The 16,789-nt window shown below is 74.0% G+C and carries 17 protein-coding genes; 7 read left to right on the plus strand and 10 right to left on the minus strand.

Features of this window, described 5'->3' with window-relative positions; all coding sequences use genetic code 11:
• Positions 1-417: 417 nt before the first annotated feature.
• From ACGFYH_RS21850 to ACGFYH_RS21880, 7 genes are all read right to left on the minus strand, one after another.
• Positions 418-1,458 (minus strand): MBL fold metallo-hydrolase, encoded by a 1,041-nt coding sequence (locus ACGFYH_RS21850; protein ID WP_393804816.1) that lies wholly within the window; start codon positions 1,456-1,458, stop codon positions 418-420.
• Complete coding sequence (locus tag ACGFYH_RS21855) at positions 1,455-2,873, minus strand: aminotransferase class I/II-fold pyridoxal phosphate-dependent enzyme (protein WP_393804817.1); 1,419 nt, start codon at positions 2,871-2,873, stop codon at positions 1,455-1,457. Before ACGFYH_RS21855 ends, ACGFYH_RS21850 begins: the two co-directional genes overlap by 4 nt.
• Before the next feature lie 167 nt (positions 2,874-3,040).
• Positions 3,041-3,946 (minus strand): hypothetical protein, encoded by a 906-nt coding sequence (locus tag ACGFYH_RS21860; RefSeq protein ID WP_393804818.1) that lies wholly within the window; start codon positions 3,944-3,946, stop codon positions 3,041-3,043.
• Between the two features lie 209 nt (positions 3,947-4,155).
• Positions 4,156-4,956, minus strand: a complete 801-nt coding sequence (locus ACGFYH_RS21865; protein WP_393804819.1) for an RNA polymerase sigma factor SigF — start codon at positions 4,954-4,956, stop codon at positions 4,156-4,158.
• Positions 4,957-5,269: 313 nt separating this feature from the next.
• Complete coding sequence (locus tag ACGFYH_RS21870; protein ID WP_393804820.1) at positions 5,270-5,686, minus strand: VOC family protein; 417 nt, start codon at positions 5,684-5,686, stop codon at positions 5,270-5,272.
• Positions 5,687-5,691: 5 nt separating this feature from the next.
• A complete protein-coding gene (locus tag ACGFYH_RS21875) occupies positions 5,692-6,174 on the minus strand; it encodes a helix-turn-helix transcriptional regulator (RefSeq protein ID WP_393804821.1) in 483 nt (160 codons plus the stop codon).
• Between the two features lie 67 nt (positions 6,175-6,241).
• Positions 6,242-8,632: an ATP-binding cassette domain-containing protein gene (locus ACGFYH_RS21880; RefSeq protein ID WP_393804822.1), complete on the minus strand. Its 2,391-nt coding sequence runs from the start codon at positions 8,630-8,632 to the stop codon at positions 6,242-6,244.
• A gap of 230 nt (positions 8,633-8,862) precedes the next feature.
• Here ACGFYH_RS21880 and ACGFYH_RS21885 point away from each other — a divergent pair, with 230 nt between their 5' ends.
• The 3 genes from ACGFYH_RS21885 to ACGFYH_RS21895 all read left to right on the plus strand — a co-directional run bounded on the left by ACGFYH_RS21885 (position 8,863) and on the right by ACGFYH_RS21895 (position 10,426).
• Positions 8,863-9,270 (plus strand): DUF2795 domain-containing protein, encoded by a 408-nt coding sequence (locus ACGFYH_RS21885; protein ID WP_393804823.1) that lies wholly within the window; start codon positions 8,863-8,865, stop codon positions 9,268-9,270.
• A gap of 22 nt (positions 9,271-9,292) precedes the next feature.
• Entirely contained in the window at positions 9,293-9,742 is a 450-nt protein-coding gene (locus ACGFYH_RS21890; protein ID WP_393804824.1) for a CBS domain-containing protein, read from the plus strand.
• 141 nt (positions 9,743-9,883) lie between these two features.
• On the plus strand, positions 9,884-10,426 hold the full coding sequence (locus ACGFYH_RS21895; protein WP_393804825.1) for a type 1 glutamine amidotransferase domain-containing protein: 543 nt from the start codon (positions 9,884-9,886) through the stop codon (positions 10,424-10,426).
• A gap of 91 nt (positions 10,427-10,517) precedes the next feature.
• Here the strand turns inward: ACGFYH_RS21895 and ACGFYH_RS21900 are convergent, their stop codons facing one another.
• Positions 10,518-10,796: a DUF6158 family protein gene (locus ACGFYH_RS21900; protein ID WP_393804826.1), complete on the minus strand. Its 279-nt coding sequence runs from the start codon at positions 10,794-10,796 to the stop codon at positions 10,518-10,520.
• Positions 10,797-10,858: 62 nt separating this feature from the next.
• On the opposite strand from ACGFYH_RS21900, the gene ACGFYH_RS21905 reads away from it, so the two are divergent.
• A complete protein-coding gene (locus tag ACGFYH_RS21905) occupies positions 10,859-11,980 on the plus strand; it encodes a Vms1/Ankzf1 family peptidyl-tRNA hydrolase (RefSeq protein WP_393804827.1) in 1,122 nt (373 codons plus the stop codon).
• Positions 11,981-12,031: 51 nt separating this feature from the next.
• On the opposite strand, the gene ACGFYH_RS21910 is transcribed toward ACGFYH_RS21905, so the two are convergent.
• Positions 12,032-13,651, minus strand: coding sequence for an ATP-binding cassette domain-containing protein (locus ACGFYH_RS21910; protein WP_393804828.1), 1,620 nt, complete (start codon positions 13,649-13,651; stop codon positions 12,032-12,034).
• Between the two features lie 134 nt (positions 13,652-13,785).
• Here ACGFYH_RS21910 and ACGFYH_RS21915 point away from each other — a divergent pair, with 134 nt between their 5' ends.
• The 3 genes from ACGFYH_RS21915 (at position 13,786) to ACGFYH_RS21925 (ending at position 16,430) form a co-directional block, all read left to right on the plus strand.
• Positions 13,786-15,291 carry a bifunctional phosphatase PAP2/diacylglycerol kinase family protein gene (locus tag ACGFYH_RS21915; protein ID WP_393804829.1) on the plus strand — a complete coding sequence of 502 codons (1,506 nt, stop codon included), beginning with the start codon at positions 13,786-13,788 and terminating at the stop codon, positions 15,289-15,291.
• A gap of 92 nt (positions 15,292-15,383) precedes the next feature.
• Complete coding sequence (locus tag ACGFYH_RS21920) at positions 15,384-16,205, plus strand: methyltransferase domain-containing protein (protein WP_393804830.1); 822 nt, start codon at positions 15,384-15,386, stop codon at positions 16,203-16,205.
• Between the two features lie 54 nt (positions 16,206-16,259).
• The gene (locus tag ACGFYH_RS21925) at positions 16,260-16,430 is read left to right on the plus strand and encodes a hydrophobic protein (RefSeq protein ID WP_393804831.1); all 171 of its coding nucleotides are present in this window, start codon (positions 16,260-16,262) and stop codon (positions 16,428-16,430) included.
• 61 nt (positions 16,431-16,491) lie between these two features.
• On the opposite strand, the gene ACGFYH_RS21930 is transcribed toward ACGFYH_RS21925, so the two are convergent.
• Positions 16,492-16,788, minus strand: a complete 297-nt coding sequence (locus ACGFYH_RS21930; RefSeq protein ID WP_393804832.1) for a gas vesicle protein K — start codon at positions 16,786-16,788, stop codon at positions 16,492-16,494.
• Between the last annotated feature and the right edge of the window lies 1 nt (position 16,789).

The raw sequence follows: 16,789 nt of genomic DNA on the forward strand, positions 1-16,789 counted from the left end.
GCCGACCCGGACCCACCGCCCCCGCGGTGTCGTGAGCGGCACCGGGCGGGGTGTCCCACCGCACGGCGGGCGGGACGCGAGGTGCGGGGCACGGGACGCGAGGTGCGAGGCGCGAGGCCGGAGGGCAAGGCGCGAGGCCGGAGGGCAAGGCGCGAGGCCGGAGGGCAAGGCGCGAGGCCGGAGGGCAAGGCGCGAGGCGCGAGGCGCGAGGCGCGAGGCCGGGGCGTCTCCAGTCGCTGTGGGCGCAGATGCGGGAGCCGCCGCATGTCGTTGCGCTCACCTCGCGATGGCAGGACTGCGCACGGCGGGGTGAGCGGCGGGGCGATGCGTGAGGGTGTCGTCGGGTGCCTCGTCCGTGGGCCGGGGGGTGGGCGGATGCAGCCGCCCGACCGGGGCGTCGGGCTGGTGCGGCCGTGGTCAGCGCAGCACGCGGGAGCCGCCGACCGGCAGGTCCCACAGGCGCTCGCGGGGCAGGCCCGCGCGCTGCCAGGCGGCGCGTACCCGGGTGAGGGGTTCCAGTACCGGTTCCGCCGACAGTACGAACGTCCCCCAGTGCATCGGCGCCATGTGCCGGGCGCCGACGTCCTGGGCGGCCCGCACCGCCTCCTCCGGGTCGCAGTGCACGTCGCTGAGCCACCAGCGGGGGTCGTAGGCGCCGATGGGGAGCAGGGCGAGGTCGATGCCGGGGTAGCGGCGGCCGATTCGGGCGAACCAGTGCCCGTACCCCGTGTCACCGGCGAAGTAGACGCGCCGGCCGTCGGGGCCGGTGAGCACCCACCCGCCCCACAGGGTGCGGCACGTGTCGGTGAGGGTGCGCTTGGACCAGTGGTGGGCCGGGACGAAGTCGAACCGGACCCCGTTCAGCTCGGTCGCCTCCCACCAGTCCAGCTCGGTGACGTTGGTGAAGCGGCGGCGGTGGAACCAGCGGCCGAGGCCGGCGGGCGCGAAGACGGGGGTGTCGCGCGGGAGCCTGCGCAGGGTGGGGGCGTCCAGGTGGTCGTAGTGGTTGTGGCTGATGACGACGGCGTCGACGCGGGGCAGGGCGCTCCAGGCGACGCCGACGGGGGTGACCCGGGCCGGGGTGCCGAGGATGCGGCGGGACCAGACGGGGTCGGTCAGTACGGTGAGGCCGCCGATCCGCACCACCCAGCTGGCGTGTCCGGCCCAGGTGACGGCGACGGTGCGGGCGTCCACGCGGGGCAGCGGACCGGGTGCGTAGGGCAGCCTGGGGATGTCGGCGAGGCCGGCGGGACCGGGTCTCACCGCGCCCTCGCGGGCGAATCTGGCGAAGGCCTTCAGGCCGGGCAGCGGCGCGGTCAGCCGGTCGTGGAAGGTCCGCGGCCACACCCGGCGCTCGGCCGGCGGCCGGGGATCGGCGAGCGGCGGGGACCCGGAGGACACGTCGGCGCCCCCGGTGGAGGCGGGCGTGCTCGTGGTCGACCGGGGCTGCTGCGTCATCGAGGGGGCTCCCATCGCTGAGCGTCGCGTAGACCGTCGAAGACCGACTTCAGACCGGTCAACGCGCGTTGCACGTGTGGCAGTTGCAACGGATCGGGGGACGTGAGGCATTCCGCGCGCTGCTCGTCGGTGCCGGCGCCGAGCAGGGGCCCGGTGGCGAGCCGGATCCGCAGGGCCTGCAGGTCGTCGCCGAAGCGGTGACCGCCGGGAGCGGGCATGGCGAGCCGGGCGGTGAGGAAGTCCTCCAGTTCCTGGGCGTCGCCGACCCCCTCGGCGCCGAGCGCGTCGCGCAGCGGGCCGAGGTCGGCGTACAGGTGACGGCCGGCCTGCGGGGGCCGCGCGGTGGCACCCGCGGTGACGACGGCCGCGTGCACGGCGGCGGCCACGCGCGCGTGCAGGCGTACGGCGGCGGCCCGGCGGGCGGTGACCGGCTCGGGCTCGTCGAGCGCGTATCCGGCCGCGGCGGCGACGGGCGCGGCGACGCGGGCACCGAGCGCGGTGAGCACGTCGAGCACGCGCGCGTGCAGACCGTCCCCGGCGGCGGAGGCGGGGAACCGGGCTACGGCGGCCGGCCAGCCCGGCGGCAGCAGCGCGCCGGCCAGGTCGGTGACGACGGTGACCCGCTCGGGCAGCATCTCGGCGGGGCTGAGCAGCACGGTGGCGTGCGGGTCGTGCAGGGTGTCGCGCCAGGTTTCGTCGCTGACCAGGTGCAGTCCTTCGCCGGCGGCTGCCTCGACGGTCTCGTGCAGCAGTTCGGGCGGCGGGACGGTGCCGGTCGGGTCGTCGACGACGGACAGCACGAGCAGGCGGGGATCGCCGCCCTCGGCGCGGACCCGGCGGACGGTCTCCAGGAGGGCGTACGAGTCGGGAACGCCGCCGGACTCGGCGGGCGTCGGCACGTGGAAGACGGGTCTGCCCAGCAGCCGTGCGTACGGTGCCCACCAGGCGGCGCAGGGGCGGGGCACCAGGACGTCGCCGCCCAGTGCGGCGGTCAGCGCGAGCAGCAGGGCGTTGGCGCCGGGGGCGGCGGCCAGGTGGCCGGGCTCGGTGGTCAGGCCGCGCCGGTCCCAGTAGCCGCTCGCGGCGTCCAGGAGGGCGGGGGCACCACCGGCCGGCTCCTCGCGGGCGCGGCCCGCGGCGGCGGCGAGTACGGCGGACAGCTCGGGCAGCACCGGCAGCCCGTCGTCGGGGAGGTGGGGGCCGTAACGGACGGGACCGTGACCCACGGCGTCACGGCCCGCGGCGTCACGGCCCACGGGGTCACGACCCGCGGCGTCGTGTCCCACGGGGTCGTGTTCCACGGGGTCGTGACCTGTGCCGGAACGGTCCGCGCCCGCACGCCCCGCGCCGTTGCGGCCCGCCGTGTCGCGGCCGTCGGGTCCGGTGGCCGGGCTTCCGGGGTCCGTGCGCCGCATGTGTACCTCCGCGCGGTCCGTGGTGCCTCTCCGTGCCGTGCCCTGCCGCCGCCGCGCCGTGTGCTCGCTCGCCGGTCGTTGATCCCTGTACCCATCGTGCGGCCCCGCCATCACTCCGGTTCCGGTTGCGCGCATCACACGCCGAGCGCGTGATGCGCCCGTGCTCGTCAGCGCTGCCCGTCCTCCCCGCGCACGCGCAGCCGCAGCCGGTGCGCGGCCGCGCCGCACGCGCCCGCGATCAGGACGCCGCCGGCGACCAGGGCGGGCACCGAGTCGCCGAAGGTCCCGCCGGTGCCCGCCCGTACCCCGTGCTCCGCCGTCGCGCCGCCGCAGGATGTGCCCTGCGCGGAGGGACCGCCTCGCGGGGTGGCTGGTTCGGGGCACGCGGGCTCGGCGGTCGCACAGGCCGTGCCGTGCGTGGAGGTCCCCGCGCGCGGCTCGGCGGATTCCCGGCACCCCGGCTCGGCGGCCCCCGCGACGCCCTCCCCCGGCACGGTCATGGTCGCGCTCCACGGATCGCCCTCGCCGCCGGAGGCGTCCGGGCAGGCGCCGTCGACGGTCCAGTCGTCCGCGGCGCCGTCCGAGTCCTTCGTGGCGCCCTGCGCGTCCTCCGTGTCCGTCCTGTTCTCCGTGGGCCCCTCGGCCTCGAAGTCCTCGGCGGCGGCTATGCGCGCGGTGCCCCGGTAGGCCGGCCCGGACGCCGTACCCTCGTCGCCCGCCACCTTGCGCAGGACGACGGTGCCCGCGTCGAAGGCCGCCGACGTGGCGTCCAGCGTGGCCGGCGCGGCCCCGCCGGTCGGGCCGCACGAGACCGAGACGGTGACGGTGCCGCCCGGGGCCACGTCCGCCGGAGTGACCCGCGCGGCGGCTTGCCCGGCAGCCGGATGGAGGCCCTCGTCGACGGACGGCGGGGGCACGGCGCCCGAGTCGTCGGGGGCCGGCGGCTCGACGGGTTCCCCGGCGCCGGTGGGAGGCGGCGGCACGCCCGGGTCGGCCGCGCCGGCCCCCGCGAAGACGCCGAGGGCGGCACTGGCCAGGACGGCGACGGACAGGGCGCGGGCGGTGCGGCGCATGGGGCGGGCTCCTTCGAGCGACGGCTGCGGGGGCACGGCACTCGCGCCCCTCGGCCATCACAGCCCGCCCGGCACGGGCACGCGCGTCACCATGCGCCGTTCGCGCGAACGGACCGTCCGGGCGGGTGACGCGGAGGTTTCGAGCCGCCCTCCCCGCACCCGTGCGCTCGCGCCGTCGGTCCGCCGTCGAGCCGGGACCGGTTCCCGCCTCACGCTCCCGGGTCCGGGTCGCGGAGCACCTGCTCACGGACCCGGTCGCAGCAGCGGGTGATCAGGCGGGAGACGTGCATCTGGGAGATGCCGAGCTGTTCGGCGATGCGACTCTGCGTCATGTCGTCGAAGAAGCGCATGTAGAGGATGGCGCGCTCGCGCGGGGGCAGTGCGGCCAGACGCTCCTTGACGGCCTCGCGGTCGACGACCGTGTCGAGGGCGGGGTCGGGGGCCCCGAGGGCGTCGCCGAGCGAGTAGCCGTCCTCGCTGCCGGGGAATTCGGCGTCCAGGGACAGGGCCGTGAAGCTCTCCAGCGCCTCCAGCCCGGCCCGGACGTCCTCCTCGCTCAGATCGGCCCGCTCGGCGATCTCGGTCACGGTGGGCGCCCGTCCCGGGATGGTCTGGGACAGGTCCTGGCGGGCGATGCGGACGCGGTTGCGCAGTTCCTGGACCCGGCGCGGCACGTGCAGGGTCCACATGTGGTCGCGGAAGTGACGCTTGATCTCGCCGGTGATGGTCGGCACGGCGTAGCTCTCGAAGGCGTTGCCGCGCTCGGGGTCGTACCGGTCGACGGCCTTGACGAGGCCGAGGGCCGCGACCTGGCGCAGGTCCTCGAAGCTCTCGCCGCGGCTGCGGAACCGTCCCGCCAGCCGTTCGGCCATGGGCAGCCACGCCTCGACGATCCGGTCGCGGACCGCGTCGCGTTCCGGACCGTCGGGAAGGGTGGCGATCCGGCGGAACGCGCCGGCGGTGTCGGGTGCGTCGTCGTGCGGGTGCTTCACGCTGGCGTGGATCGGCATGGTGCGTCGCAGCTCCCTCGGAGTGCGGGGTCCCGTCGTCGCTCCGGGCGGCGGCCCGGTCGGCGCGGCCCGCGCGGAAGGCGGCCGGGGGTCGGGAAACCTCCGGCGGCCGGGGCGGGCTGCACCGGTACGACCACACGGCCCTTGGGTCGGGCGGTCACCGCGGGAGGGCGTCCAGCCCCCGGACGGACGCATCCGTGGCGGCGTCGCGCCGCTCCCACGGACGTGCCTCCTGTCCGAAGCACTGAACTTGCGCCTGCCCCCGGTCCGCCACTCCAAACACCCGGATCTCCGCGTGCGGGACCGGACCCGGTCAGCCCCTCCGTGGCTGGTTGAAGCGCAGCATGTTGCCGGCCGGGTCGCGGAAGGCGCAGTCGCGGACGCCGTAGGGCTGGTCGACCGGCTCCTGGAGGACCTCGGCACCCGCGGCACGGACGTGTTCGAAGGTGGCGTCGACGTCGTCGGTGGCGAAGACGACACCGCGCAGCAGGCCCTTCGCCAGCAGTTCGGCCATGGCCTCCCTGTCGGCGGCCGACGCGTTGGGGTCCGCGAGCGGGGGTTCGAGGACGATGTCCACGCCGGGCTGGGCCGGGGAGCCGACGGTCACCCAGCGCATTCCCTCGAACGCGACGTCGTTGCGGACCTCCATGCCGAGCACGTCCCGGTAGAAGGCGAGCGCCTTGTCGTGGTCGTCCACGGCGATGAAGCACTGCGAGAGGTTGATGTCCATGCGTGTCACGCTACGGGCGGTGGCACGGGCGTCGCTTCTCCGTTCCTGACCGACCCACCGTCGCGGGCCGGCCCACCGTTCCCGACCGACCCACCGCTGCGGACCGGTCGGGTGTGGACCTTGGCGACGCAGGCCGGGATGTCGGCGCCGTCGGCGTGGTCGCGGTCCCGGTACGCGCTCGGGCTCACGCCGACCAGTTCGGTGAACCGCGAGCTGAACGAACCGAGCGAGGTACAGCCGACCGCGAAGCAGACCTCGGTGACGCTCATGCCGCCGCGCCGCAGCAGCGCCTTGGCGCGCTCGATGCGGCGCGTCATCAGGTAGCTGTAGGGCGTCTCCCCGTAGGCGGCGCGGAAGCTGCGGGAGAAGTGGCCCGCCGACATGAGGGCGACGCGGGCCAGCGCCGGAACGTCGAGCGGCTCGGCGTACGCGCGGTCCATCAGGTCGCGGGCCCGCCGCAGCCGGGCCAGGTCCTCCAGCGTCGTCACGCGACCACGATCCCACAGCGCCGGACACCGCCGGTAGCGGTGCCGGTGCCGTGGGCCGTCGGCACGCTCAGGCGCCGACGTAGGCGGCGAGGTGCTCGCCGGTGAGGGTGGAGCGGTCGGCGACGAGGTCGGCGGGGGTGCCCTCGAATACGATCCGGCCTCCGTCGTGGCCGGCGCCGGGGCCGAGGTCGATGATCCAGTCGGCGTGGGCCATGACGGCCTGGTGGTGCTCGACGACGATGACCGACTTGCCGGCGTCGACGAGGCGGTCGAGCAGGCCGAGCAGTTGCTCGACGTCGGCGAGGTGCAGGCCGGTGGTGGGCTCGTCGAGGACGTACACGCCGCCCTTCTCACCCATGTGCGTGGCGAGCTTCAGCCGCTGCCGCTCGCCGCCGGAGAGCGTGGTGAGCGGCTGGCCGAGGGTGAGGTAGCCGAGCCCGACGTCGGCGAGCCGCTCGAGGACCCGGTGCGCGGCCGGGGTGCGCGCCTGACCGGTGCCGAAGAACTCCTCGGCCCGGTCCACCGACATGGCGAGCACCTCGCTGATGTCCCGGCCGCCGAAGAGGTACTCCAGCACCGCGGGCTGGAACCGCTTGCCCTCGCAGTCCTCGCACGGGGCGGCGACGCCGGCCATCATCGCCAGGTCGGTGTAGATGACGCCGGCGCCGTTGCAGGTGGGGCAGGCGCCCTCGGAGTTGGCGCTGAACAGGGCGGGCTTCACACCGTTGGCCTTGGCGAAGGCCTTGCGGATCGGGTCGAGCAGGCCCGTGTACGTCGCCGGGTTGCTGCGGCGCGAGCCCTTGATCGGGCTCTGGTCGACCGAGACGACGTCCGCGCCGGCTGGGACCGACCCGTGGATCAGCGAACTCTTGCCGGAGCCCGCCACGCCGGTCACGACGCAGAGCACGCCGAGCGGGACGTCCGCGTCGACACCCTGGAGGTTGTGCGTCGTCGCGCCGCGGATCTCCAGAGCGCCGGTGGGCTTGCGGACCGACTCCTTGAGGGAGGCGCGGTCGTCCAGGTGGCGGCCGGTGCTGGTGCCGCTCGACCGCAGGCCCTCGACGGTGCCCTCGAAGCAGACGGTGCCGCCCTCCGTGCCGGCGCCGGGGCCGAGGTCGACGACATGGTCGGCGATGGCGATCGTCTCCGGCTTGTGCTCGACGACGAGGACCGTGTTGCCCTTGTCCCGCAGCCGCAGCAGCAGATCGTTCATCCGCCGGATGTCGTGGGGGTGCAGTCCGATGGTGGGCTCGTCGAAGACGTACGTGGTGTCGGTGAGCGAGGAGCCGAGGTGGCGGACCATCTTGACGCGCTGTGCCTCGCCGCCCGACAGGGTGCCCGCCGGCCGGTCGAGCGAGAGGTAGCCGAGGCCGATCTCCACGAAGGAGTCGAGGGCGTCCCGCAGCGCCGTGAGCAGCGGGGCCACCGACGGCTCGTCGAGTTCGCGTACCCACTCCGCCAGGTCCCGGATCTCCATCGCGCAGGCGTCGGCGATGCTGATCTTGCCGATCTTCGAGGATCTGGCGCCCTCGCTGAGCCGGGTGCCCTCGCACTCGGGGCAGGTGGTGAAGGTGACCGCCCGCTCCACGAAGGCCCTGATGTGCGGCTGCATCGCCTCCTTGTCCTTGGACAGGAACGACTTCTGGATCTTGGGGATGAGGCCTTCGTAGGTGAGGTTGACGCCGTTGACCTTCACCTTGACCGGCTCGCCGTAGAGGAAGTCCCGCAGTTCCCTCTCGGTGTACTCGCGGATCGGCTTGTCCGGGTCGACGAAGCCGGACTGGGCGTACACCTGCACGGTCCACTGGCTGTCCGACTTCCAGCCGGGGATGGTGAAGGCACCCTCGGCGAGCGACCTGGAGTCGTCGTAGAGCTGGGTGAGGTCGATGTCGGATACGGTGCCGCGGCCCTCGCAGCGCGTGCACATGCCGCCGGTGCGCTGGTAGGTCGCCCTCACGGCCTTCTTGTCGCCGCGCTCCACGGTGATCGCGCCGCTGGCCCGGACCGAGGCGGTGTTGAAGGAGTACGCGCTGGGCGGGCCGATGTGCGGCTCGCCGAGGCGGCTGAAGAGGATGCGCAGCATCGCGTGGACGTCGGTGGCGGTGCCGACGGTGGAGCGGGGGTCGGCGCCCATCCGCTGCTGGTCCACGATGATCGCGGTGGTGAGGCCCTCGAGGACGTCGACCTCGGGCCTGGCGAGCGTGGGCATGAAGCCCTGGACGAAGGCGCTGTAGGTCTCGTTGATCAGCCGCTGCGACTCGGCGGCGATCGTGTTGAACACCAGTGAGCTCTTGCCCGATCCGGAGACGCCGGTGAACACCGTCAGCCGCCGCTTGGGAATCTCGACGCTGACGTCCTTGAGGTTGTTCTCGCGGGCGCCGAGCACGCGGATGAGGTCGTGGCCGTCGGCGACGTGCGACCCGGGCGCCCGGGGGTCCGTCCTCTTGACGCTGCTCATCGTGTCTCCATCCGTCGGGGGCTAGGTGAAGGTGACGCCCTCAGTGGTCACACGCTAGAGGGGGCACGACGGCCCGCGCTTCTCGATTACTGATCCGTCCTCGGCCGCCTTTCGGCCCGGACCGGGCACGCACCCCGCCTCCAGGAAATCGGAAGGGACCCGTCCGGGCGATTCCGTGTCGGTCGGCGGTGTCCGGGTACGCGGTCGGCACCCTGAGGATGGAGGGAGACATGCAGCGAGGCAGCGACCGGATGAGCGTCCACCGCGACGACGAGATGAAGCACGAACTGCAGGGCCTGCTCAGGTCCGGGCACCCCACCCGCAGCGAGGAGTGGAACGACCCGGAACCGGCCGCCGAGGACGATCCGGACGTCACCTACGGACCCGTGACACCGGGCCGCGGACCGACGTATCTGGAGGCCCTGCGGCTCGAACTGGCCCGCAACCTCACGCGGGGCAGCTTCCCCGCGGGACCGCGGGAACTGACCCGCGAACTGCGCCGGGGCAACGCGCCGGACGCCCTCGTCGAGGGACTGGACCGGCTGCCGCACAAGGCGCGCTACGACAACGTCCAGGAACTGGCGGTGGCCCTCACCGAGGACGGCCGGTCCGGTCCGCCCGGGCCGCAGGGCGCGTAGGCGCCGGGAAGGGCGGGCCTCGATGGCCGAGTACGTGAAGGATGTCATGACTGCGGGCGTGGCCGCCGTCCGCCCCGGATCCTCCCTGGTCGAGGCGGCGCGGTTGATGCGTACGCAGCACATCCGTGACGTGGTGGTCGCGGACGGGCAGGAAGTCGTGGGCATGCTCACCGACCGGGACATCGCGGTCCGGGCGGTGGCGGAAGGACTCGACCCGATGGCGGTGAGTGTCCGGACGGTCTGCAGCCGGAACCCGCTGCTGGTCTCGCCCAACGACCCGGTGGCGGACGTGGAGGCGCTGATGCGCGAGCACGCCGTGTACCGGCTGCCGGTCGTGGAGGACGGACTGCCGGTCGGCACGGTGGGTCTCGGCGACCTGGCCGCCCCCGGCAGCGCTGCCCCGGACACCCGGACGGGAGCCGAGCCGGACCGCACCGCACCGCACCACGGCCGAACGGCACACGGCCGATGACACGCGGCCGAACCACCTACGGCTGAACGACATACGGCCGGACGGCCGGACGACATCTGGCCGCACGACACCCAGGGCCGAACGACATACGCGCGCCGGACGGCGACACGGGTCCGACGCGCCGGAAAGGAATACAGCCTCATGCGCATCGCATTTCTCACCGCGCCCGAGGGCGTGGAACAGGTCGAACTGACCCAGCCGTGGCAGGCGGCGAAGGACGCGGGACACGAGCCCGTGCTCGTCTCCACCCAGTCCGGCGAGATCCAGGGCTTCAACCACCTCGACAAGGCGGACACGTTCCCGGTCGACGAGGTGGTGGGCGACACCTCCGCCGACTCGTTCGGCGGGCTGGTCCTGCCCGGTGGCGTGGCCAACCCGGACTTCCTGCGGACCGACGAGAAGGCCGTGGCGTTCGTCCGCGACTTCTTCGAGCAGGGCCGCCCGGTGGCCGCCATCTGCCACGCGCCGTGGACACTCGTCGAGGCGGACGTCGTGCGGGGCCGGGTCCTGACCTCGTGGCCCAGTCTGCAGACCGACCTGCGCAACGCGGGCGCCACCTGGGTCGACGAGCAGGTGAAGGTCTGCGACCACGGAAACAACGTCCTGATCAGCAGCCGTAAGCCGGACGATCTCGAGGCGTTCTGCGCGACCTACCTCGCGGAGTTCGCCAAGGCGGCCGACTGAGGAACCGACGGGCCGGCGGGCGACGCCCACCGGCCGACGCGGGCCACCGGAAGGGCGCGGCCGACGCCCTTCCGGTGGTCCGCCGCCGCTCTCAGCCGCCGGGGGTGGCGGCCTGGCCGCAGCCGCGTTCCCTGGCTCCCTCACGGGTGCGGCCCGGGGCGACCGGACGCCGGGGGTTGCGGCGCAGCCACTCGCCCTCCAGCCGGGCCATGCGGTCGTTGTGGGCCCGCAGCGCGTCGTTCGACCCGTACAGCAGGGTGTCGTGGCGCGTGCGGTGGATCGTCTCCAGCTCCTTCATCAGCTGCTGGTCGTCCAGGCGGCCCGGGTCCACTCCGGTCATGGTGTCGTCCCGCGTCTCGTGTTCGTTCATGCGGTCCGGGTACCCGCGCCGGAGCACTACGACCCCCGAGCGGCACCCGGGAGGGCAGCCACATGGATCTCGCGTTTCTGCACCCCCTCTACGAACATCAGGGGCCCTGGGCCTCCGTCTACGTCGACCTCTCCCGGCACACGGAGGACACCCCTCACGAACGTGAGCTGACGGCCGCCGCGGTGGCCCGGGAGCTGGCTGAGCAGGGCGCGGACGACGCCACCTGTCAGGCGGTGCGGGAGGCGGTGGACGGGCTGCGCCACGCAACCGACCCGCATGGGCGGGCCCTGTTCGCGTGTGCCGGGCGGGTCATCCTGGACCCGCAGCTGGCCCGGCCGCCGTACGGCGGCACCACCGCCGACTGGGCCCCGCTGCCGCACGTCGCACCGCTGCTCGACCTGGCCGGCGAGGACCCGCTGTGCGTGGTGGCGTACATCGACCGCAAGGGCGCCGACTTCGAGCTGCGCAGCGCGCTGGGCAGCTCGGACGCGGGTGGCGTGTCCGGCAGGCAGTGGCCGCTGCACCGCACGAGCAGCGCGGACTGGTCGGAGCGCCACTTCCAGCTGCGGGTGGAGAACACCTGGGAGCACAACGCGGCGGAGATCGCGGACGCGCTCGCCGTGTGCCAGGAGGAGACGGGCGCCGACCTGCTGATCCTGGTGGGTGACGACCGGGAGCGGCGCTCGGTGCACGAGCGGCTGCCCAAGCGCCTGCAGCAGCGCGTCGCCGAGGCCTCGCACGGCTCCGGCAGCAGGCTGCTGGACGACGAGGTGGAAAGGCTGCGCGAGGAGCACGTCCGGGCGCGCGCCCGGGAGGATCTGGAGCGGTTCCTGGCCGCCCGGTCGCCGGACGACGAGGGCCGGGCCGGCGCGGCGGAGGGCGTGCCCGCGCTGGTCGAGGCCGCCCGGGAGCACCGCATCGACGAGCTGCTGGTCATCCCGGACGCCCCCGACACGCACCGCGAGGTGTGGATCGGCGAGGACGCCGACCAGCTGGCGGTGCGCCGTACGGAACTGAAGACGCTCGGCGAGCAGAACTCCTGGTCGGCACGGGCGGACGACGCCCTGCTGCGCTCGGCGGTGACGACCGGCGCCCCGGCGATCTCGGTGACGCCGGTGCTGCCGCCGGAGACCTCCGACAGGGCGCCGGTGGGCGGCCTGGGGGCGCTGCTGCGCTGGAAGTGAACGGCCGGGCTCCCGGGCGGCCGCCCGGCCTCCGGCGCTGCCGGACGGACCCTACCGGGCCCGCTCGACCCGCCGTTCGTCCCAGACCGGCTCCGGGGTCTCGCGGACGCGTCCGTCGCTGCCGAAGACCAGGTACCGGTCGAAGGAGCGGGCGAACCAGCGGTCGTGGGTGACCGCGAGGACGGTGCCCTCGAAGCCCTCCAGGCCCTCCTGGAGGGCTTCGGCCGATTCCAGGTCGAGGTTGTCGGTCGGTTCGTCCAGGAGCAGGGCGGTGACGCCCTGGAGTTCGAGCAGCAGGATCTGGAAGCGGGCCTGCTGGCCGCCGGAGAGCCGGTCGAAGGCCTGCTCGGCCTGCTGGGTCAGCTCGTAGCGGCGCAGCCGGGACATGGCGGCGCCGCGGTCCTGGGAGTGCTCGGTCCACAGGATGTCCAGGAGTGTGCGGCCCAGCAGTTCCGGGTGGGCGTGCGTCTGCGCGAAGTGTCCGGGCACCACGCGCGCCCCGAGCTTCCACTCCCCGGTGTGCGCCACGTCGCCGCCGGCCAGCAGCCGCAGGAAGTGCGACTTGCCGGAGCCGTTGGAGCCGAGGACCGCGACCCGTTCGCCGTAGAAGACCTCCAGGTCGAAGGGTTTCATCAGGCCGGTGAGTTCCAGCTGTTGGCAGGTGACGGCGCGGACGCCGGTGCGGCCGCCCTTCAGGCGCATCCTGATGTCCTGCTCGCGCGGCGGCTCGGGCGGCGGTCCGGCCTCCTCGAACTTGCGCAGCCGGGTCTGGGCGGCGCGGTAGCGGGAGGCCATGTCCGGGCTGTTCTCGGCTGCCTGACGCAGCGTCAGTACCAGTTTTCTCAGCTGCGCGTGCTTCTCGTCCCAGCGGCGGCGCAGTTCCTCGAAGCGGGCGAAGCGTTCGCGGCGGGCCTCGTGGAAGGTGGTGAAGCCGCCGCCGTGCACCCAGGTGTCGGCGCCCGCGGGGCCGGGCTCGACGGAGACGATCTTCTGGGCGGCGCGGGCCAGGAGTTCCCGGTCGTGGGAGACGAACAGCACGGTCTTGCGGGTCTCGGCGAGCCGCTCCTCCAGCCAGCGCTTGCCCGGCACGTCGAGGTAGTTGTCCGGCTCGTCGAGCAGCAGCACCTCGTCGGTGCCGCGCAGCAGCGCCTCCAGGACGAGGCGTTTCTGCTCACCGCCGGAGAGCGTGCCCACCTGCCGCCACTGGGCCTTCTCGTACGGCACGCCCAGCGCGGCGGTGGTGCAGATGTCCCACAGGGTCTCGGCCTCGTACCCGCGCACCTCGGCCCAGTCGGAGAGTGCCTGCGCGTACGTCAGCTGGGCGGCCTCGTCGTCCACCGTCATGATCGCGTGCTCGGCGGCGTCGACGGCGCGCGCGGCCTCGCGGATCCGGGGCGGCGCGACGGACACCAGCAGGTCGCGCACGGTCGTCTCGTCGCGTACGGAGCCCACGAACTGGCGCATCACGCCGAGGCCGCCGCCGACGGTGACGGTTCCGCCGTGCGGTTTCAGCTCCCCGGCCAGGAGACGGAGCAGCGTGGTCTTGCCCGCGCCGTTGGGTCCGACGAGGGCCACGACGGCCCCCTCCCCCACCCGGAAGGAGACATCGCCGAGCAGAGCCCTCCCGTCGGGGAGGAGGTACTCCAGGTGCGCGGCTTCGAGGTGACCCATGGACCGGATTCTGCGGCTCCGGCCGCACCCCGGGCAAACCGATTTCGTCCGGCCCGCCGCGTACGCCTCGCGCGCACCCGGCACGGGGCGCGGACCACCGGCAGGAATCGCCGTCCGCCGGGTAGGCGGGATCCATGAGCCCCGACGTAGACCTCACCGCCCCGATGCCAGGACCACGTCTCCTCCGCAATGGCTTCCTGCGGCTGGACCAGCGTGTGTTCGAGGCCGTCGCGGCGCGCACCTGGCCCGGCGCCGACCCCCTGCTGCCCCGGCTGAGCCGCAGCGCCAACCACGGGGTGCTCTGGTTCGCGGCGGGCGCCGCCCTGGCCGCGTCCCGCACTCCGAGGGCCCGCCGGGCCGCTGCCCGGGGCCTCGCCTCGCTGGGCCTGGCCTCGCTGACGATCAACACCCTCGGCAAGCGCTCGGTGCGCCGGCGCCGTCCGGCGCTGGACCCGGTGCCGCTGGTCCGGCAGCTGAAGCGGCAGCCGATCACGACGTCCTTCCCGTCGGGACACGCCGCGTCGGCCGCGGCCTTCGCGACCGGTGTCGCGCTGGAGTCCCCGGCGTGGGGCGCGGCGGTGGCCCCGGTGGCCGCCGCGGTCACCCTGTCCCGGGTCTACACCGGCGTCCACTTCCCGAGCGACGTGCTGGCCGGTGCGGCGCTCGGGGCGGGCGCCGCGTTCGCCGTACGGGCGATGGTGCCCACCCGCGCCCAGCACGTCGCGCCGGCCCGGCCGCGCGCCGAGGTGCCGGCGCTCCCCGGCGGGGAGGGCCTGGTCATGGTGGCCAACATCGGCTCGGGCACCTCCGACCGGGTGCGGGCCCTGTGCGACGCGCTGCCCGACGCGGAGGTCGTGGAGTGCGAGCCGAAGGACGTCCGGGCGGAGCTGGAGAGGGCGGCGGATCATGCCCGGGTGCTCGGCGTGTGCGGCGGCGACGGCACCGTGAACGCCGCGGCCGAGGTGGCGCTCCGCCACGGGCTGCCCCTGGCGGTGTTGCCCGGCGGCACGCTCAACCACTTCGCCTACGACCTGGGCGTGGAGGACGTACGGGATCTGTGCGGGGCGCTGGAGCGGGGTGAGGGGGTGCGGGTGGACGTGGGGCGGTTCGCCTCCGGCGGGCGGCGCGGCGTCTTCCTGAACACCTTCAGCCTCGGCGTGTACCCGGAACTGGTCAACGAGCGGGAGCGCTGGTCGCCGCGGATCGGCGGCTGGCCGGCCGGGGTGGTGGCGGCCGTGCGGGTGCTGCGCGCCGACCGGCACCCGCTGGAGGCGGAGGTACGCGGCCGCAGGCGCCCGCTGTGGATGCTGTTCGCGGGCAACGGCACGTACCACCGCAGGGGACTGGCCTCGGGCCGCCGGCTCGATCTGGCGGACGGGCAGCTGGACGTGCGGGTGGTGCACGGGGGCCGTCGGCCCGCGCTGCGGCTGCTCTCCGCGGCCCTCGCGGGGCCGCTGACCCGCTCGCCCGCCCATGCGGCGGTGCAGGTGCCGCGGCTGCGCCTGTCGGGGGTCGCGCCCGGCACGCTGATGGCGTTCGACGGCGAGCTGACGGAGACGGAGGGCGACCTGACGCTGGAGAAACTGCCCCAGGCGCTCACGGTGTACCGGCCGCTGCCCGGCGGCGGCCTGCTCTCCTGACTCACCGCCGAGCCAGATGGTGAGACGCGTATCTCAACATGCGGTGGACCGGCGTACGGTGACCACACCGTCGGGAGAGGGGATGATCCACCATGCCGAAGCCGCACGAGACCGCCGTCTACACACACGGGCACCACGAGTCCGTGCTCCGCTCGCACACCTGGCGCACCGCCGAGAACTCCGCCGCCTACCTGCTCGGCTCCCTGCGGCCCCACATGCGGATCCTGGACATCGGCTGCGGGCCGGGCACGATCACCGCGGACCTGGCGGAACTGGTCCCGGACGGCCACGTCACCGGGGTGGACCGGGCACCGCGGATCGTGGAGCGGGCCCGGGCCACGGCCGCCGGACGCGGGCTGGGCAACACCGACTTCGCGGTCGGGGACGTGCACGCGCTGGACTACCCGGACGACACCTTCTGCGTGGTCCACGCCCACCAGGTGCTCCAGCACGTGGGCGACCCGGTGCGGGCGCTGCGCGAGATGCGCAGGGTGGCGGGGCCGAACGGGATCATCGCCGTCCGCGACTCGGACTACGGCGCCATGACCTGGTACCCCGCGTCCCCGGGCCTGGACGACTGGCTGGACCTGTACCACCGCGTCGCCCGCGCCAACGGCGGTGAGCCGGACGCCGGACGCCGGCTGAAGGCCTGGGCGCTCGAAGCGGGGTTCACCGACATCACGGCGACCTCGGCCACCTGGACCTTCACCACCCCCGGGGAACGGGAGTGGTGGAGCGGCCTGTGGGCGGACCGCACCCTGGCCTCGGCGTACGCGGAGCGCGCCACCGAGGGCGGCCATGCGACGCCGGAAGGCCTGCACGCCGTCTCCGCGGCCTGGCGGGAGTGGGGCAAACGGCCGGAAGGCTGGTTCGGCGTCCTGCACGGAGAAATCCTGTGCCGAAAGGAAGCATGACCGACGCCTGTCCGGGGAATTCCGGGAAACCGGTACGACAGGAGGTGCAACACTATGGTTCCGCTTCTGCTCGTACTGCTCCTCGTGCTCGTCCTTTTCGGTGTCGGGTTCGCGGTGAAGATTCTCTGGTGGATCGCTCTGGCGGTCGTGGTCCTGTGGCTGATCGGTTTCCTGGCACGCGGGACGAAGACCGGCGGCGGCAGGGGCCGCTGGTACAGGTGGTGAAGGGCCTGAGGTGAACCGCGAGCGGTCACCACAGGCGACGAGGCTGCTGCCCCGGGAGTGCTCACTCCCGGGGCAGCAGCGGTCCCAGCGGCCCGAGGTCCAGGTTCAGGTCCTCGGGCCGCAGGCCGTAGCGGTCGCGCAGTTCGGTCATGCGGTCGTCGAGGAGCATCAGGGTGAGACCGATCCGCTCCTCCTGGTCCTCGCTCAGGTCGCCCTCGTCGACGCGGCGCAGCGCCTGGCGCTCCATGAGCTGGCGCAGCAGCTCCACGACCGTCAGCACCAGCTTGATCAGGTCGCGCTCGACCGTGTCGGGTTCGAGGTCGAGGCGCCGCTTGCGGGGCTCGGGATGTTCGTTCACG

Origin of the sequence: Streptomyces sp. NPDC048392, assembly GCF_043200575.1 — a bacterium.
In the GTDB taxonomy this organism is placed as follows: Bacteria; Actinomycetota; Actinomycetes; order Streptomycetales; family Streptomycetaceae; genus Streptomyces.